Source organism: Streptomyces sp. NPDC004721, from assembly GCF_053601495.1.
Genome location: NZ_JBSGBZ010000041.1, coordinates 57,190 through 73,209 on the forward strand (window position 1 = coordinate 57,190; position 16,020 = coordinate 73,209).

Genomic DNA, 16,020 nt, shown 5'->3' on the forward strand with positions numbered 1-16,020 from the left:
GTGTTACGCGTTCTGTTCGAGGTGCGTGCGGTAGCCGGCCATGGAGGTGAAGAACGGCGATGGCTCGAGCGCGGGGTCCCCGGTGTAGCCGAGCTCCTCGGCGGCGCGGGCGAACGGCGAGTACGGCGAATCCGTCTCCCGCAGGCCCGCCTCCAGGCATCCGCAGGCGGCCGCGGCGACACGGGCCTCGATGTCCAGGCTCTGGGTGATCGCCTCCCGGGCCTGCGCCTCGTCGAGCTCGACGCCGTACGGTGTGCCGTCGACGCGGCGGTAGGGGTGCCCCAGGTACAGGTGCTGCGGGCGGATCTCGTCCCGCAGGTACTCCAGGCCGGCGCGGTAGGCGACCGGGTCCGTGTAGCCCGGGAAGCCGTTCGCCGCCCCGTGGACCTGGACGGCGTCTCCGGTGAACACCGAGCGCTGTCCGTCGACGACGTAGGCGACCGATCCGGGTGTGTGGCCCGGTACGGAATGCACCGACACGGTGACATCACCGCCGAGGGAGAGGGTCTCGCCGCCCTTGACCAGCAGGGAGGGCTCCATCTCGCCGGAGATGACGGCCTCCGTGGCGGCCGTCACCTTCGCATCGCCCTCGGGGTCGTCCAGGTACCGGCCGCGTCCCGCGAGGTACTCCTCGACGTGGGCCCGGCGCGAGCGGAGCATCGGTGCGTCGGCCTCGTGGATGACCACCTGGGCGCGCCGCCCGGTGAGCTCCCACAGGGCGTGCGCTCCGCCGACGTGGTCGATGTGACCGTGGGTCAGCAGGATCCAGCGCACGTCCTCGATGCGGCGTCCGATGGCCTCGAGCGCGGGAGCCATCCCTTCGGCGGGCGACGAGGCGATGCCGGTGTCGACGATCGCCGGCTCGGGTGCGTCGATGAAGAAGCTGTAGAGACCGAACCGGCCCCAGGGCGAGACCAGGGGGTGGACGGTGACTGGGTGCGTCATGCTTTCCTACTCCGCTCGTGCACGGGCCGGCCGGTCAGCTGCGGCCGAGGAAGTCGCGTGTCTGCGTGAAGACCGCGTGGTACTCCGGGATCCAGGAGAAGTGCTGGACGAACCCGTGGCCTGCTCCCTCGTACCGGCTCACCGTCGCTTCCACACCGGCTTCGCGCAGCCGCTCGCCGTACAGCTCGCCCTCGTCGCGCATCGGGTCGTGCTCGGCGGTGACGACGAGCGCGGGCGGCAGACCGGTGAGGTCGGTCCGCTTGATCGGCGACACCAGCGGGTCCGCGGGGTCGGCGCCGCTGTCGAGGTAGAAGGCGTTGAAGGGCTTCAGCCCCGCCGTCTCCAGGCCGTAGCCCACCGCGTTCTCCCGCAGCGACGGGTAGCGGTCGACGTCGAAGTCCAGGTCGAGCGAGGGATAGTAGAGGATCTGGTGGGTGATCCGGTCGAAGCCGTCGTCGTGCGCCCTGGCGGCGACCGCGGCGGCGAAGGTGCCGCCGGAGCTGTCACCGGCGACGGCGAGGGTCGTACCGTCCCAGGCCAGGTCCGTATCCTCCTCGGCGACCCAGCGCACGACCGCGTAGCAGTCGTCGAGACCGGCCGGGAAGGCCGCCTCGGGTGCCAAGCGGTAGCCGACGGAGACGACCTTGAGCCCGGTCTCCTTGGCCAGTGAGCGCGCGACGTGGTCGTGGGTCTCCAGGCTGCCGAGGAAGAACGCGCCGCCGTGGAAGTAGACGAGCACGCCGTCGCTGTCGGCCTCGACGGGGGTGTAGATCCGTACCGGTACCTCGCCGGTGGCCGTCTTCGCCGTCACGTCGTCGACCGCGTGGAGCGGCAGGCGCTCCTCCAGGGGGGCGACGTGCGCCTCGTCCGCGGCGCGCATGGCGACCGGGTCGAGCGGGCCCTCGGGCGGGGCGGGCAGGCTCGCGATGAATTCGGCGATCTCGGGATGCAGCGTCACGGTGTCACTCCTGCCCGGCAGCGGCGGGCTTCTGGCCGGGGAAGACGTCGTTGATCTCGTCCTCGGTCCACCCCTGGCGCGAGATGCGCTGCAGCTCGTCGGTCACCGGCTTGCGGGTGGCCTGGTACAGGGCCAGCGCCTCCTTCACGGAGTCCGCCTGCCGCAGGGCGTCGGCGAGCGCGCCGCCGTCCTCGATGGCCGAGTTGGCGCCCTGGCCCTGGTGGTGCAGCATCGAGTGGGCCGCGTCGCCGACGAGGACGACGGAGTCGGAGTGCCACGTGTCGACCGGGTCGATGTCGTAGACGGCGCGGATGTTCACGGTGTCCATGTCGAGGTCGCGCGTGATGCTCACGAGGCGCTCGTCGAAGCCCTCCACCGTCTTCAGCATGTCGTCCTTCGTGACCTGGGGGTTCCAGGTGCCGTCCGGGCAGAGGGCGGTGATGTCGAACGACACCTGGCCCCGGTGGCGCAGCGGCAGCAGGTAGATCTTCGTGCCCTTGCCGATGTACATCCGGAGGTTGTCGTCGACGACCATCCCGTGGGCGGCGTCGACGGGGATGACCGCGCGGTAGGCGTGCTCGCCCGAGAACACCGGGCCCTTCTCGCCGAACAGCTGCCCCCGCACCACCGACTTGATGCCGTCGGCGCCGACGACCAGGTCGGCCTCGACGGTCTTGCCGCCCGCGAAGGTGAGGACGGAGCTGTCTCCCTTGTCCTCGATGCTCTCGAGCTTGTGGCCGAGGTGCACCATGCCCTCGGGGAGGACGCCCAGAAGCGCGTCGATGAAGTCGCCGCGGTGGATCAGGTGGGTATGGGTCTGCTCGCCGTCGGCCGGCCATGTCTCTTTCATGATCGGGTCACCGGTGGCCGTGAGGATCTCGAAGTACTCGCTCGGCGAGGTCACCTTCGCGATCGCGTCGAAGATCCCCCACTGGCGGAAGCGGTTCATGGTGACGGGACGCAGACCGATACCGGCGCCCACCTCCCGGATCTGGTTGGCCTGCTCGTAGACGTCGACCTCGGCGCCGAGCAGGCTCAGGGCCTTGGCCGCCGCCGCGCCGCCGTACCCCGCTCCGACGATGGCGATCTTCAGGTTCTTCAGGTCTGAGGACTGCATGGTGGTTCTCTCTTTACTTCTGAAGGGTGAGGAAGTCGGCGGGGTTGTCGACGAAGATCGTCTTGATGGCGGCCTCGTCGAGACCGGCGGCGCGGAGGTCCGGGATGAGGTCCTCGAAGACGTAGTTGACGGTGTGGCCCTTGACGCCCGGCCAGCCCAGCGGGCTGCAGTTGGCGTCGGCGGAGGCGAGGACCTGCTTCAGCCGCCGGCCCCCGTCGATGAACCGCAGGAAGTGGTCCAGCCGCTCCTTGCGGGGTCGGGCCCAGAACGGCGGGTCGGGCAGCTCGGTCTCGTAGCCGAAGGTGTCGAAGCCGATGCGGCCGCCCTTCTCCGCGATCCAGACGTCGCGCGTCTTGTCGGCGTTCACGCCGTCGTCGACGTGCCCGAACAGGACGCGGTCCAGCGCCAGGCCCTCCTCGTCGAAGATGGCGATCGCGTTCTCGGCGTCGATCGCGAGGTGGGTCAGGATCGGCACGCCCGTGGTGAGCGAGGCGCGGGCCGCGGCGCGGTAGATCCGCTTGTCCAGGTCCGTCATGCGGCCGCCGCGGCTGACACCGACCTTGATGACACCGGCGAGGCCGCCGGTGCTGCCGATGCCGACGGTGATCTCGTGGACGAACTGCCGCATCAGGTAGTCCACGTCGGCGTTCGCGAAGTGCGGCAGGGCGGTGTCGCCCCCGACGAAGCCGGTGCAGGCGACGATGTGGACGCCGGTCTTCGCGGACAGCGACTTGTAGTAGTCGACGTCACGGCCGTTGCAGATGCCGGTCGCGTCGACGAAGGTGCCGCCGCCGTACTCGTGGAACGCGCGCAGCTTCGGGACGGTCTCCTCGTACCGCTGCTCGGGGGTCTTCCACCACTTGGTGTCCAGTTCGGAGCCGGGCATGCCGTACCCGATGTGCTCGTGGACGGCCACGAGTCCCAGCTCCTCGGCCGGGACCGGGCCCAGGACCGTGTTCACTCTCGACACAACACTCACCTTTGAGTAAGAGACTTGATGGTCGTTCGTGCCGGCGCGCTCAGCGCACCGACAGCAGGTCGCGCGGGTTCTCCACGAGAATCCGCCGCGCGTCCTCGTCGCTGAGACCCTGTGTCTTCAGGAGCGGGACGAAGGTGGTCAGGACATGGCTGTACGGCAGGTCGTTGCCGGAGTGTCCCTTCGCCACGCCGGTCGCGCTGCTCGACAGCAGGATCCGGTCGGCGAAGCCGGCCTTCACCAGGTCGGCGACCAGAGCGGCACGCTCGGCGTCGGTGACGTGTTCCCCGTCCTCCACGCCGACGTGGTCGAGGGCGACGTAGGCGCCTCGCCGGGCGACCTCCAGGGGTGCTCCGGCGGCGATGGCGTCCTTGCGGTCGAGTCCGCCGACGACGACACGGTCGGCCGCCAGCTTCTCGTCCAGGACGACGTCCAGGTCGTGCAGGGCGTCGCTCCCGTAGCGGACGGAGACCGCGACGCCGGTGCTCAGAGCGGTCCGGGCCGCACCCCGGAACAGGCTCTCGTCGGTCGCGGTCATGCCCTCGCGGGTCGCGGTGGTGGCCACCAGGCCCGCCGCGCCGCGGCGCTCCACTCGCGGGACCACCATGCCCTCGGTGACCTCCTTGGTGAAGAGGTCGGCGAACTTCTCGGCCGGCCACGGCGTCGGCGGGTTGGTCTGCGGCGTGAGGAAGTAACCGCCGAGCAACTCCTCGGGTCCCTGACCCGTCGACGCGACGATGTGCACGCCGGTCGTGCGAGCGAGGGTCTCGTACAGCCGGACGTCCCGGCCATGGAACATGCCGGTGCTGTCGACGATCGTGCCGCCGCCGTGGGCGCGGAAGTCCTTCAGCTTCGCGGCGAGGGTCTCGAAGATCTCGGCGCGGTCGATGGTGATGTCGAAGGCGTGCTCGGCGCCGGGCACCACCGACAGCAGCGCCTCATGGACCGAGACGACACCCAGCTCGGCGGTCGGCACCGGGCCCAGGACGGTGTTCACGGTGTTGCTTTCGACGCTCATGCCTTGCCTCACATGTCCGGTGTGGGGTGCCTGCGCACCCTGTGGCTGCGGTCACGGTAGCCATTCGCTTTACATGCCGTCAAGGAAATGAACGCCACGAAAAAACAATTCGCCAAGGGTTGCGCGAACCCGACCTACCCGCCTTGCGCGCAAGAGCTGTCGAGTGCATGACACATGCACAGAGTGCATGCGAAGGCATATAAAACATTCACTTGTTCGATATGAGGTCGGACACTTCACTGTGGGGCATGAGCACCCCGCCTACCTCCGACGTCGACCTCTTCGCCGACGAAGTCGTCCTCGACCCCTACCCCGTCTACGCCGAACTCCGGGAACGGGGCCCCGTCGTCCATCTTCCGGAGAACGACGTCTACGCGCTGACGCGGTACGACGTCGTCCGTGGCGCCCTCGCCGACTGGGAGTCGTTCTCCTCGGCCTCGATCGCGTTCAATCCGATGGCCAACGAGGCGCTCACCGGCACCTCGCTCGCGTCCGACCCGCCCGTGCACACCCAACTGCGCGCCACACTCACCGAGAACCTCTCCCCGCGTGCGCTGCGCGGTCTCAAGGCCGGGATCGAGGCGAAGGCGGACGCCCTCGTCGCCGAGCTCGTCGAGAAGGGCTCCTTCGAGGCCATCGACGCGCTCGCCCGGGCCTTCCCGCTGGAGGTCGTCGCGGACCTGATCGGCTTCACCGGTCACGTGCGCGACAACATGCTCCGCTGGGGACAGGCCGCCATGCAGGTCCTCGGCCCCATGAACCAGCGCACGGCCGAGAACTTCCCCATCGCCGGCGAGCTCTACGCCTGGTGCTCCCAGGTCAAGGCCGACGACCTCGCGGAAGGGTCCGTGGGCCGCGGCATCTTCGAGGCCGAGGCCCGCGGCGCCATCCCGGCGGACACGGCCGGCCACATCATCCACCAGTACCTCGGGGCCGGCGTCGACACCACCATCGCGGCGATCGGAAACATCGTCGCCCTCTTCGCCCGGCATCCCGACCAGCTCTCCCTGGTCCGCGAGAACCCGTCGCTGGTCCCCGCGGCGTTCAACGAGGTGCTGCGCTTCTGGGCTCCCGTCCACGCCTGGGGCCGGCGCGTCACGAAGGACGTCACGATCGAAGGAGCGGACGTCCCGGCGGGCGCACAGGTCGCGATCCTGTTCGGCGCCGGCAACCGCGACCCCCGGCACTACGAGAACCCGGACGCCTTCCTCGTCGAGCGCAATCCGGTCGACCACCTGTCGTTCGGCTACGGCCCGCACGGCTGCGCCGGCCAGGGGCTCGCCCGCCTGGAGGCCCACGCCGTGATCGGGGCGCTCTCCCGGCGTGTCGAGCGCCTCGTCGCCGGACCCGAGGTCCGCGTCCCCAGCAACACCACCCGGAGCATCGAGGAGCTCCCCGTCCTGGAGGTGATCGCGCATGAAGATCGTCCTTGACCGCCCCCGCTGTGAGGGCCACGGCCTGTGCGAGGAGGCCGCGCCGCAGCTCATGCACCTCGACGACGAGGGCGAACTGGTCCTGGACCGCGAGGAGGTCGCTGAGGCCGACGCCGCCCTGGCGAACGCCGCCGTCCGTGTGTGTCCGGTCGCGGCGCTGAGGGTCGTATGAGCACCGGCACCCTGAAGCGCGTCGTCGTCGTGGGCAACGGGATCGCCGGGCTCACCGCGGCCGACACCCTCCGCGAGGCCGGCTTCGACGGCGAGCTGACCATCGTCGGCGACGAACGGCACCCGGCATACAGCCGCCCGGCCCTGTCGAAGGCGCTCCTGCTCGACGGTGACGACATGTCGTCGCACGAACTGCCGCCGGCCGGCCACGGGGCGCGCGAGCTGCTCGGCGTGCGGGCGACCGGCCTCGACCTCGACCGCCGGCTCGTCTCGCTCGACGACGGTACGGCCCTGCCGTACGACCGCGTCGTACTGGCCACCGGTTCCCGGGCGCGACGTCTCTCCGATCTGCCCGGGGAAGTCACCCTGCGCGGGCTCGACGACGCGCTGTCCCTGCGCGGCCGGCTGGCGGCCGGGCCGTCGGTCGTCGTGGTGGGCGGCGGCCCACTCGGCATGGAGATCGCGTCCGGATGTCTGGCCGCCGGCTGCGAGGTCACGCTCGTCTCCCAGGGCACGCCGCTGATTCTCCAGCTCGGCCCGTATCTCGCCGACGTGTTCGTCAAGGCCGCGCTGGGCCAGGGGCTCACCATCGTGGAGACCGCGGCGGCCCGGCTCAAGGGGAGCGACGGAAGCACCCGGGTCGTTCTCGACGAGGGCGGGGTTCTCGAGGCCGAGGTGATCCTGACCGCCGCCGGCGACGTTCCCAACACGGAGTGGCTCGCCGACTCGGGACTCACCGCCACGGGCGCCATCCCGGTCGACGAGCGCGGTCTCGTCCGCCCCGACGTGGCGGCTGTCGGCGATCTCGCGGCCTTCCCCACCCCGCAGGGCCTGCGCCGCATCCCTCTGTGGAGCAGCGCGGTCGAGCAGGCGAAGGTCGCGGCGCGGGCACTCGTCCGCGGCGACGAGGCTCCGCCTTTGCAGTTCCAGCCGTACTTCTGGACGGAGCAGTTCGGACTGAACCTGAAGGCGGTGGGCAACCTGCCGGTGGAAGGGGAGCCGGAGTACGTCGACGGAGGGCCCGGCGGCGGTCCGGCGCTGATGCGCTGGGCGCACGAGGACGGCACCGGTGACGCCGTGGCGCTCAACTACCGGATCCCGATCCCCCGGCTGCGCCGGACGACCCGGGCGGCCACGTAGGGTTCGGCGCATGAGCACAGAGGAACGGGGCACCACGGGTTCGGGCCTGGACCGGCTGGCCTCGGTCAACCTGAACCTGCTGGTGCCCCTCCTCGCGCTCCTCGAGGAGCGTTCGGTGACCAGGGCCGCGGAGCGGGTCGGTCTGTCCCAGCCGGCCATGAGCCACGCCCTGACGAGAATGCGGCGGATGCTGGGGGACGACCTCGTCGTCCGGCAAGGGAGCGGGGTCACGCTGACCCCGCGCGCACTGGAGTTGGTGGGGCCGCTGCGCAGCGCCCTGCAGCAGACGGCACGCATCGTGAACTTCCCCGTCTTCGACCCCGCGACGGACCGGCGGGTCATCACGGTCGCCATGACGAACAGCACGGCGTTCGTCGTGGGTCCCCGCCTGACCCGGCTCGTCACCGAGCGCGCTCCGCACGCCACGCTGCGACTGCGGACGATCACGGTGCCGACCGAGGCGAGCTTCACCGATCAGGGCGTCGACGTCGTGCTGATCTCCGAGGGGCACTTCTCGCCGTATCCACGCGAGCGCCTGTACAACGACCGCTGTGTGGTCGTGGCCTCCCCGGACACCCCACCGGACGCCGGCGCGCTCGAGCTCCTGACGACACAGCCGCACATCGTCGTCGACACCGACCGGCGGGTCTTTCCCTACTCCGTGCTGGAGGACAAGGGCATCCCCTACCGGGTGGGCCAGCTGAGCTCCGACTTCCTGCTGGTGCCCTTCCTGGTCGCCCGCGCCGGCGGCATCGCTCTCCTGCGCTACCAGGTCGCCGCCGCCATGCGCACGCTCGCCGACCTGCGGATCGAGGAGTTCCCCTTCCCGCTGCCCGGACTCGGGATCGACATGGTCTGGAACCCCCGGCTGGCCGATCAGCACTTCATCGAATGGCTCCGGGCGCTGCTCTTCGACGTCGCGGCGGGGCTCTGACCCCGGTCAGCTCAGCAGCCGCACCCAGCTGGCACCGAGCTCGTCGAGCATCTGGTCGCGCGTGATCTTCCAGTCGGCACCGTCCCAGTGCTGGGCGACGTAGTCGAGCTGGGACATGGCGAGAACGCCCCGGAAGTGGCGTTGGTGGGGTTCGAGGCGCCCGGCCGCAGTCAGCCCGTCCTCGATGTCGCTGATGGCCTCCTCCAGCCACCGCTCGACCAGGTCGGGGAGTTCCGGGTCGATCACCGCGGCATCGCGGCCGATGCGGATGATCGGCCGGATGGCCGGCCAGCTCTCGGCGGTCCGCCGCAGCCACGCCATGATCGCCTCGGGCGTCCCCTCGGCGACGGTGGCCACCAGGTCCCGCGCCGTGGAACCGTGTTCGGGAGAGCGGACACGTTGCAGTACCTCGTTGAGCTGCTCGTCGATCAGTGCCCTCATCAGGTCACTGCGCGAGGGGAAGTACGCGTAGAAGGTCACGCGCGTGGTGCCCGCGGCGGTCGCGATGTCGTCGACCGTGGTGGCTGCGTACCCCTTCGTCTTGAACAGCTCGAGTCCCGACTCCAGCAGCAGACGGCGGGTCATCTGCTTCTGTGCCTCACGAAGGTTCGCCATGCCCGAGATCCTAACGCCGTCTCTGCATGGCGAACGCACACACCGGACTTGCGCTTTACGCGCCACACGTGATCTTTATCTGACGTAAGGGATTCAGGCGTGCACCTGCACGGAGAGCCGCTCCCGCAGTTCCGCCACCGTGAGACCGTAAGTCTCCAGGACCCGGACCCCGTCCGGGCCGACGGCGAAGACGCCGTGGTCGGTGTAGACGCGGTGGACACAACCGGGCCCGGTGAGCGGGTACGTGCACGCGGGGACCAGCTTGGGGGCGCCGTCCCGAGTGAACAGCTTCATCATCACCAGGACCTGCCGTGCTCCGACGGCGAGGTCCATCGCACCGCCCACGGCGGGGATGGCGTCGGGGTCACCGGTATGCCAGTTGGCCAGGTCACCGTGCTGGGACACCTGAAACGCCCCGAGGACGCACACGTCCAGGTGACCGCCGCGCATCATCGCGAAGGAGTCGGCGTGGTGGAAGTACGCCGCCCCCGGCAGCTCCGTGACCGGCACCTTCCCGGCGTTGGTGAGATCGGGGTCGATCTCGTCGCCGGTCGCGGCCGGGCCCATGCCGAGCATGCCGTTCTCGGTGTGCAGCACGATCCCCGCGTCCGGCGACAGGTGCTCGGCGATCCGGGTCGGCTGCCCGATGCCCAGGTTGACGTACGAGCCGGCCGGAATGTCGCGGGCGATGCGGGCGGCGAGTTCGTCGGTGGTGAGCGGGCCCCGGTCGGTGTGCTCCACGGTGGTGGCTGCGGTCGTCATCAGCGGGCTCCTTGCACGGTCAGCCGGCGGGCCTCGGCCCGCACCAGGCGGTCGACGTAGATGCCCGGGGTGACCACGGTCTCCGGGTCGATCTCCCCGACGGGCACGATCTCGGTGACCTGGGCGATGACCGTGCCGGCCGCGGTGGCCATGACGGGACCGAAGTTCCGGGCGGTCTTGCGGTAGACGAGATTGCCCATGCCGTCCGCCCGGTGCGCCGAGATCAAAGCCACGTCGCCCTTGATCGGGTACTCCAGGACGTGGACGTGTCCGTCGATCTCCCGGGTCTCCTTGCCCTCCGCCAGCGGGGTGCCGACGCCGACCGGGCTGTAGAAGGCGCCGATGCCCGCCCCGGCGGCCCGCATCCGCTCGGCGAGGGTGCCCTGCGGTACGACCTCCAGCTCGACCCGGCCGGCCCGGTACAGGTCGTCGAAGACGTAGGAGTCGCTCTGCCGGGGGAAGGAGCAGATCACCTTGCGCACCCGGCCGGCCTTCAGCAGCGCGGCCAGGCCCACGTCCCCGTTGCCGGCGTTGTTGGACACCACGGTCAGGTCGTCGGCGCCCTGCCGGATGAGGGCGTCGATGAGGTCGAACGGCATGCCCGCCAGACCGAATCCGCCCACCAGGACCGTCGAGCCGTCCTCGATGCCCGCCACGGCCTCGTCGGCCGTGGCGGCGATGGTCGTGGTCATCCCTGGCTCACCTCGTCGGTCACGTTCTCCAGGACCACGGCGAGAGCCTGGCCCACGCCGACGCAGATGGCCGCGACACCCCAGCGCTGTCGCCGCTCGCGCAGCACCTTGGCCAGGGTCCCGAGCAGCCGGCCGCCCGAGGCGCCCAGCGGGTGTCCGAGCGCGATGGCGCCGCCCCGGGTGTTGACGATCTCCGGGTCGACTCCCCAGGCGTCCACGCAGGCGAGCGACTGCACCGCGAACGCCTCGTTGAGTTCGACCGCGCCGACGTCGCCCCAGCCGATCCCGGCGCGGCGCAGCGCCTTCTCGGCCGCCTCCACCGGGGCGAAGCCGAACATCTGCGGCTCGACCGCGTGCACGCCGCGCCCGGCGACGCGGGCGACAGGGGCCAGCCCGATCCGGCCGGTCGCCGCCCCGGTCCCCAGCAGCACGGCCGACGCCCCGTCGCTCAGCGGGGAGGCGTTGCCGGCCGTGATCGTCCCGTCCGGACGGAACGACGGTTTCAGTGCCGCCAGCTTCGCGGGGTCGGTGCCGGGGCGGATGCCCTCGTCACGGGCGAGGTCCTCCGTCGGGAGGACCAGGTCGTCGTAGAAGCCGTTGTCCCAGGCGGCGGCCGCGAGCCGGTGCGAGCGCACCGCGAACTCGTCCTGCCGCTCACGGGAGATCGAGAACTTCTCCTGGAGCAGTTCGTTGCTCTCCCCCAGCGAGACCGTCCACTCCTTCGGCATCGCCCGGTTGACCAGCCGCCAGCCCAGGGTGGTGGAGACGGCCGTGACATCGCGGGCGGGGTAGGCCCGGTCCGGCTTGGGCAGCACCCACGGCGCGCGGGTCATGGACTCCACGCCGCCGGCGACGACGACGTCCGCGTCGCCGGACTCCAGGATGCGCGAGGCGATGATCGCCGCGTCCAGGCTGGAGCCGCACAGCCGGTTCACGGTGGTGGCGGGGACGCTCACCGGCAGTCCGGCCAGCAGCACCGCCATCCGGCCGACGTTGCGGTTGTCCTCACCGGCGCCGTTGGCGTTGCCCCACACCACGTCGCCGATCGCGGCGTGGTCCAGGCCCGGCGCCTTGGCCAGCAGGCCGGTCAGCGCGGTGGCGGCGAGGTCGTCGGGGCGCGCCCCGGCGAGGGCCCCGTTGAACCGGCCGAACGGGGTGCGGGCCGCCGCGTACAGGTAGGCGTCGCTCATGCCGCGTCACCCGCGAGCACCGATTCCCCGACGGCCGCCGAGGACAGCGGAACCGGCGTGAACATCTCCGGCTCCTCGTCCGGCGTCAGCGCGGTCGGCCCGTACAGCCAGTCGGTGAACGCGTAGTCGTAGGTATCGCGGGCGCGCAGCAGCACATTGCGCTGCTCGCGGGCGACACCGTCGAGGTGCCACAGCTCGCCCCACTTGCGGGAGGTGGTCAGCACGCGGCGGCAGTGCTCCGGGCGGACGGCCTCGTAGGCGGCGAGCGCGGTGCTCCAGTCGACCGTGCCGTCCTCGGCACGGTTGCGGGCGACGTGCTCGCCCAGCACCCAGCCGTCCTCGATCGCCATGATCGCGCCCTGTGCGATGTACTGCAGCGGCGGGTGCGCGGAGTCGCCGAGCAGGCCGATCCGGCCGTGCACCCAGTTCATGATCGGGTCACGGTCGAACATCCGCCACCACTTGTCCCGCCACATGAACGGCAGGCCGTCCTGGACGAAACCGCAGGTCTTGGCGAAGGCGGCGTCGAGCTCGTCGGGCGTGCCCCAGTCCTCTCGGCCGGCCAGCGCCCTGGGCGACTCGAAGACCGCGACCTGGTTGAGCATCTCGCCGCCGCGCAGTCCGTAGTGGACGAAGTGGCAGCCGGGGCCGACGTACACCACGACCTCGCTGAGGTCGACGGACTTCACCCGCGGCTGCTCGGCGGGGACGGTGCCGCGGTAGGCGACGTACGCCGAGGAGACGGGCTGGTCGTCGACGAACAGCTTGCGGGCCGGAGAGTGCAGGCCGTCGGCCGCGATCACCATGCCGGCCTCGTGGGTCTCGCCGGAGGCGAGGGTCACACGGGCGCCGCCGTCGGTGTTCTCGTACGAGGTCACGTGTGCGTCGTTGATCAGCTCGACACCGGCGCGTTCGCAGGCACGCAGCAGCAGGCCGTGCAGGTCGCTGCGGTGGATGACCAAGTACGGGTAGCCGTAGCGCTTCTCCAGGTCGCGCAGGTCGAGCCGGGTCAGCTCGTCGCCGTCGACGGCGTCGCGCATGACCATCGCGTCCGGGACGACGCCGAGGCTCTTGGCCTCCTCCAGGAGACCGTAGTCGTCGAGGATGCGGGTGCAGTTGGGGGCGAGCTGGATGCCGGCGCCGACCTCGCCGAAGGCGGGGGCGCGCTCCAGCAGGCGGACGCTCTGGCCCTGGCGGGTCAGCGAGAACGCGGCACCGAGGCCGCCGATGCCGCCGCCGACGACGATCACATCAGGGTGGGACATGGGATGCACTCCTCTACAGCCACGGGCCGAGCTCGGGGGCGTCGGCGAGCGAGTGGGGACGGCCGGCCAGCCAGGCGGCGACCTCGGGCAGCGGGCCGTCGGGGAGCTCGGTCAGCCCGCGTTTGGCGCTGATCTCGGCGACCAGGGCGGTCAGGAAGCCCTTCGGGAGGTCGGCGAAGGTGACGACGCCGGTGCCGAGGTCGACGGCGTGGACGCACACCTCGCGGGCGCGCATCCACGAGAGCTCGGTGGCGGGGACGGTACGGCCCTGGGCGGTGACGACCTGGTGCTGCCACTGCTCGTCGGTGAGCCCGTCCAGTCCCTCCGCGAGCCGGTGCGCGGAGCCGGTCAGCCAGGAGCGGAGCTCGTCGGCCGGCAGGGTGGGGCCCTTGGCGATACCGGCGGCGCGCTCCTCGGCGGAGGCGTACATCGGCGTCTCCTCGCCGGTGGCCGCCCAGTGCACCAGGTTGCACAGGGCGTCGGCGTTGGCGGCGACGTGCGCCACGAGGTGCCCCCGGGTCCACTCCGGCAGCATGCTCGGGGCCGAGAAGCCGGACTCGCCGAGGCCCGCGACGGCGTCGAGCATCAGCTCGGTGCCCGTGCGGGCCCACGCGCGCGCGTCGGCGAAGGTCCGCGTGACCTCGGTCATGCCGCGACCACCTTGTTGGTGCAGGCGCCCAGGCCGGCGATCTCGGTGACGACGGTCTGGCCGGGGAGCAGGAACACCTTGGGGTCGCGGGCGTTGCCGACGCCCGCCGGGGTGCCGGTGGCGATGATGTCGCCCGGGCGCAGGGTGATGACGGTGGAGATGTACTGCACCAGGAAGACCGGGTCGAACAGCAGCGTGCCGGTGTCGTCCTGCTGCATGACCTGGCCGTCGACGACCGTCTTCACTTCGAGCGCGGGGCGGACGCCGCCGACCTCGTCGGGGGTGACGACGTAGGGGCCGACCGGGGTGGAGGCCTCCCAGATCTTGCCCTGGGTCCACTCGATGGTGCGGAACTGCCAGTCACGCACCGAGATGTCGTTCATGACGGTGAAGCCGGCGATGGCGTCGGCGGCCTGCTGTTCGTCGCCGCGGCGCACCTGCTTGCCGATCACGACGGCCAGCTCGACCTCCCAGTCGAAGGCCTCGGTCTCGGCCGGCTTGACGATGTCGTCGTGCGCGCCCAGGAGGGTGTCGGCGAACTTCGGGAAGAGCGTCGGGTAACTCGGCAGGTCCCGGCCCATCTCCTTGATGTGGTTGGTGTAGTTGTGGCCGACGCAGACGACCTTGGAGGGGTTTGGGACGACCGGCGCGAAGTCCGCCGACTCGGCCGGGTAGGTGGGGCCGGACGCGGCGGCGGCCCTGGCCTGCCAGCCGTCCTCGGCGAACAGCTCGCCCAGGTCGGTGTACCCGAGGTCGACGAGGGTCTCGCCGTCGAGGCGGACCGCCCTGGTGCCGTCGGCGGTGCGGATGGTGGCGAGCTTCATGGTCAGGCGTCCTTCTGAGTGCGGTCGATGCGGTGGAGCTTGAGCGCCTCGAAGACGGGCGCGTCGGAGAAACGGAAGAGGTCGAGGGCTCCCTCGTCGGAGTCGGTCGTGCCGGCCTCGGACCTGGCGGCGAACGGCTCCCAGGACGGGACGACGAACAGGTCGCCGCGGGTCACCGTCCAGGACTTGTCGCCGACGGTCACCACACCGGAGCCGTCGAAGACCTGGTACACCGACGAACCGGTCTCGCGCACCGGCGCGGTCTCGGCGCCGCGGGCGATGCGGTGGAACTCGGCGCGGATGGTAGGCAGCACGTCGGAGCCGTCGTGCGGGTTGGAGTAGCGCACCGCGGCGTGGCCGGGCTCGACGGTGCCGCCGAAGCCCTCCTTCTCCAGCAGCAGCTGGTCCCGCAGGGCCGCGTTGGTGTACTCCCACTTGTACGACAGCAGCGGGCTGCCCGGTGTGGCGGGTACGGACGACAGCGGGCGCAGGCCCGGGTGACCCCACAGGCGCTCGGAGCGCGACCGCTCGGGGGTGATCCGCTCGGCGTCGCTGATCTCGTCGCGGCCGAACTCGAAGAACTGCGCCTCGGTGACGTACTGGAAGGGGATGTCCAGACCGTCGATCCAGGCCATCGGCTCTGAGGTCGCATTGTGGTGGGCGTGCCAGTTCCAGCCCGCCTGCGGGAGGAAGTCACCGCGGTTCATCGGCACGGGGTCACCGCCGACGACCGTCCACACGCCCGACCCCTCGACGACGAATCGGAAGGCGTGTTGGGTGTGGCGGTGCTCGGGGGCGTCCTCGCCGGGCATGAGGTACTGGATGGCCGCCCACAGCGTCGGCGTGGCGAAGGGCCTGCCGCCGAGGGAGGGGTTGGCCAGCGCGATGGCCCGGCGCTCGCCGCCGCGGCCGACGGGAACCAGGCCGCCGGCCCGGTCCGCCAGCTCCCGCAGCCTCTCCCAGCGCCACAGGTGCGGCACGGCACGCGAGCGCGGGTGGGCCGGCATCAGGTCGCCGATCTCGGTCCACAGCGGGACGAGCAGTTCCTGTTCGAAGCCCCGGTAAAGCTCTTCGAGCGCCGGGGTGACCTCAGGCTGCCCCTCCGCGGCGACAGCCTGGAGCCGGACCGGGGAACCCGTGGCGGTGTCTTGGGCTATGGAGGTCTCAGTCACGGCATCAGCGTGCGCCGCGTCTGGTGAGGGAACATGGAGATTCTGGAGAGCAGAATAGAGGACGCGCCATGGACAAGCCGCTGAAGACACCGCCGCCGTACCCGATCGCCAGCGTGGACCACGCGCTGCGGGCGGCGACCATCCTGCAGATGGAGGGCG

Annotated in this window: 17 protein-coding genes; 4 read left to right on the forward strand and 13 right to left on the reverse strand. The window is 70.9% G+C overall.

Annotation, left to right across the window (positions count from 1 at the left end; translation table 11 throughout):
- Window positions 1-3: 3 nt before the first annotated feature.
- From ACWEK3_RS30175 to ACWEK3_RS30195, 5 genes are read right to left on the reverse strand one after another with little or no spacing between them, the layout of a single operon-like run.
- On the reverse strand, window positions 4-945 hold the full coding sequence (locus tag ACWEK3_RS30175) for an MBL fold metallo-hydrolase (RefSeq protein ID WP_453251040.1): 942 nt from the start codon (window positions 943-945) through the stop codon (window positions 4-6).
- 34 nt (window positions 946-979) lie between these two features.
- Window positions 980-1,903 (reverse strand): alpha/beta hydrolase, encoded by a 924-nt coding sequence (locus ACWEK3_RS30180; protein ID WP_453251041.1) that lies wholly within the window; start codon window positions 1,901-1,903, stop codon window positions 980-982.
- A gap of 4 nt (window positions 1,904-1,907) precedes the next feature.
- Entirely contained in the window at window positions 1,908-3,020 is a 1,113-nt protein-coding gene (locus tag ACWEK3_RS30185) for an FAD-dependent oxidoreductase (protein ID WP_376406553.1), read from the reverse strand.
- A gap of 13 nt (window positions 3,021-3,033) precedes the next feature.
- Entirely contained in the window at window positions 3,034-3,990 is a 957-nt protein-coding gene (locus ACWEK3_RS30190) for a phosphotriesterase family protein (protein ID WP_450546739.1), read from the reverse strand.
- A 49-nt stretch (window positions 3,991-4,039) separates the two neighbouring features.
- Window positions 4,040-5,014, reverse strand: coding sequence for a phosphotriesterase family protein (locus ACWEK3_RS30195; RefSeq protein ID WP_453251042.1), 975 nt, complete (start codon window positions 5,012-5,014; stop codon window positions 4,040-4,042).
- A gap of 248 nt (window positions 5,015-5,262) precedes the next feature.
- Between ACWEK3_RS30195 and ACWEK3_RS30200 the strand changes: the two genes are divergently transcribed.
- Genes ACWEK3_RS30200 through ACWEK3_RS30215 form a run of 4 tightly spaced genes read left to right on the forward strand, consistent with a single transcriptional unit; the run spans window position 5,263 to window position 8,692 of the window.
- On the forward strand, window positions 5,263-6,447 hold the full coding sequence (locus tag ACWEK3_RS30200) for a cytochrome P450 (protein ID WP_453251043.1): 1,185 nt from the start codon (window positions 5,263-5,265) through the stop codon (window positions 6,445-6,447).
- Window positions 6,431-6,619: a ferredoxin gene (locus tag ACWEK3_RS30205; RefSeq protein WP_384436800.1), complete on the forward strand. Its 189-nt coding sequence runs from the start codon at window positions 6,431-6,433 to the stop codon at window positions 6,617-6,619. The genes ACWEK3_RS30200 and ACWEK3_RS30205 overlap by 17 nt, the downstream gene beginning before the upstream one ends.
- Entirely contained in the window at window positions 6,616-7,758 is a 1,143-nt protein-coding gene (locus ACWEK3_RS30210) for an NAD(P)/FAD-dependent oxidoreductase (protein WP_450546735.1), read from the forward strand. Before ACWEK3_RS30205 ends, ACWEK3_RS30210 begins: the two co-directional genes overlap by 4 nt.
- Before the next feature lie 10 nt (window positions 7,759-7,768).
- A complete protein-coding gene (locus tag ACWEK3_RS30215) occupies window positions 7,769-8,692 on the forward strand; it encodes a LysR family transcriptional regulator (protein ID WP_453251044.1) in 924 nt (307 codons plus the stop codon).
- Window positions 8,693-8,698: 6 nt separating this feature from the next.
- Here the strand turns inward: ACWEK3_RS30215 and ACWEK3_RS30220 are convergent, their stop codons facing one another.
- From ACWEK3_RS30220 to ACWEK3_RS30255, 8 genes are all read right to left on the reverse strand, one after another.
- On the reverse strand, window positions 8,699-9,307 hold the full coding sequence (locus ACWEK3_RS30220) for a TetR/AcrR family transcriptional regulator (RefSeq protein ID WP_326801200.1): 609 nt from the start codon (window positions 9,305-9,307) through the stop codon (window positions 8,699-8,701).
- A gap of 93 nt (window positions 9,308-9,400) precedes the next feature.
- Window positions 9,401-10,069: a 3-oxoacid CoA-transferase subunit B gene (locus ACWEK3_RS30225; RefSeq protein WP_450546733.1), complete on the reverse strand. Its 669-nt coding sequence runs from the start codon at window positions 10,067-10,069 to the stop codon at window positions 9,401-9,403.
- Window positions 10,069-10,761: a 3-oxoacid CoA-transferase subunit A gene (locus ACWEK3_RS30230; RefSeq protein ID WP_450546732.1), complete on the reverse strand. Its 693-nt coding sequence runs from the start codon at window positions 10,759-10,761 to the stop codon at window positions 10,069-10,071. The genes ACWEK3_RS30225 and ACWEK3_RS30230 overlap by 1 nt, the downstream gene beginning before the upstream one ends.
- Complete coding sequence (locus ACWEK3_RS30235; RefSeq protein WP_453251045.1) at window positions 10,758-11,951, reverse strand: thiolase family protein; 1,194 nt, start codon at window positions 11,949-11,951, stop codon at window positions 10,758-10,760. The genes ACWEK3_RS30230 and ACWEK3_RS30235 overlap by 4 nt, the downstream gene beginning before the upstream one ends.
- Entirely contained in the window at window positions 11,948-13,201 is a 1,254-nt protein-coding gene (locus ACWEK3_RS30240; protein ID WP_453251049.1) for an FAD-dependent oxidoreductase, read from the reverse strand. The genes ACWEK3_RS30235 and ACWEK3_RS30240 overlap by 4 nt, the downstream gene beginning before the upstream one ends.
- A gap of 28 nt (window positions 13,202-13,229) precedes the next feature.
- Complete coding sequence (locus tag ACWEK3_RS30245; RefSeq protein WP_453251046.1) at window positions 13,230-13,865, reverse strand: maleylpyruvate isomerase family mycothiol-dependent enzyme; 636 nt, start codon at window positions 13,863-13,865, stop codon at window positions 13,230-13,232.
- A complete protein-coding gene (locus ACWEK3_RS30250) occupies window positions 13,862-14,689 on the reverse strand; it encodes a fumarylacetoacetate hydrolase family protein (RefSeq protein WP_450546729.1) in 828 nt (275 codons plus the stop codon). The genes ACWEK3_RS30245 and ACWEK3_RS30250 overlap by 4 nt, the downstream gene beginning before the upstream one ends.
- Window positions 14,690-14,691: 2 nt before the next feature.
- A complete protein-coding gene (locus tag ACWEK3_RS30255) occupies window positions 14,692-15,861 on the reverse strand; it encodes a cupin domain-containing protein (protein WP_450546728.1) in 1,170 nt (389 codons plus the stop codon).
- Between the last annotated feature and the right edge of the window lie 159 nt (window positions 15,862-16,020).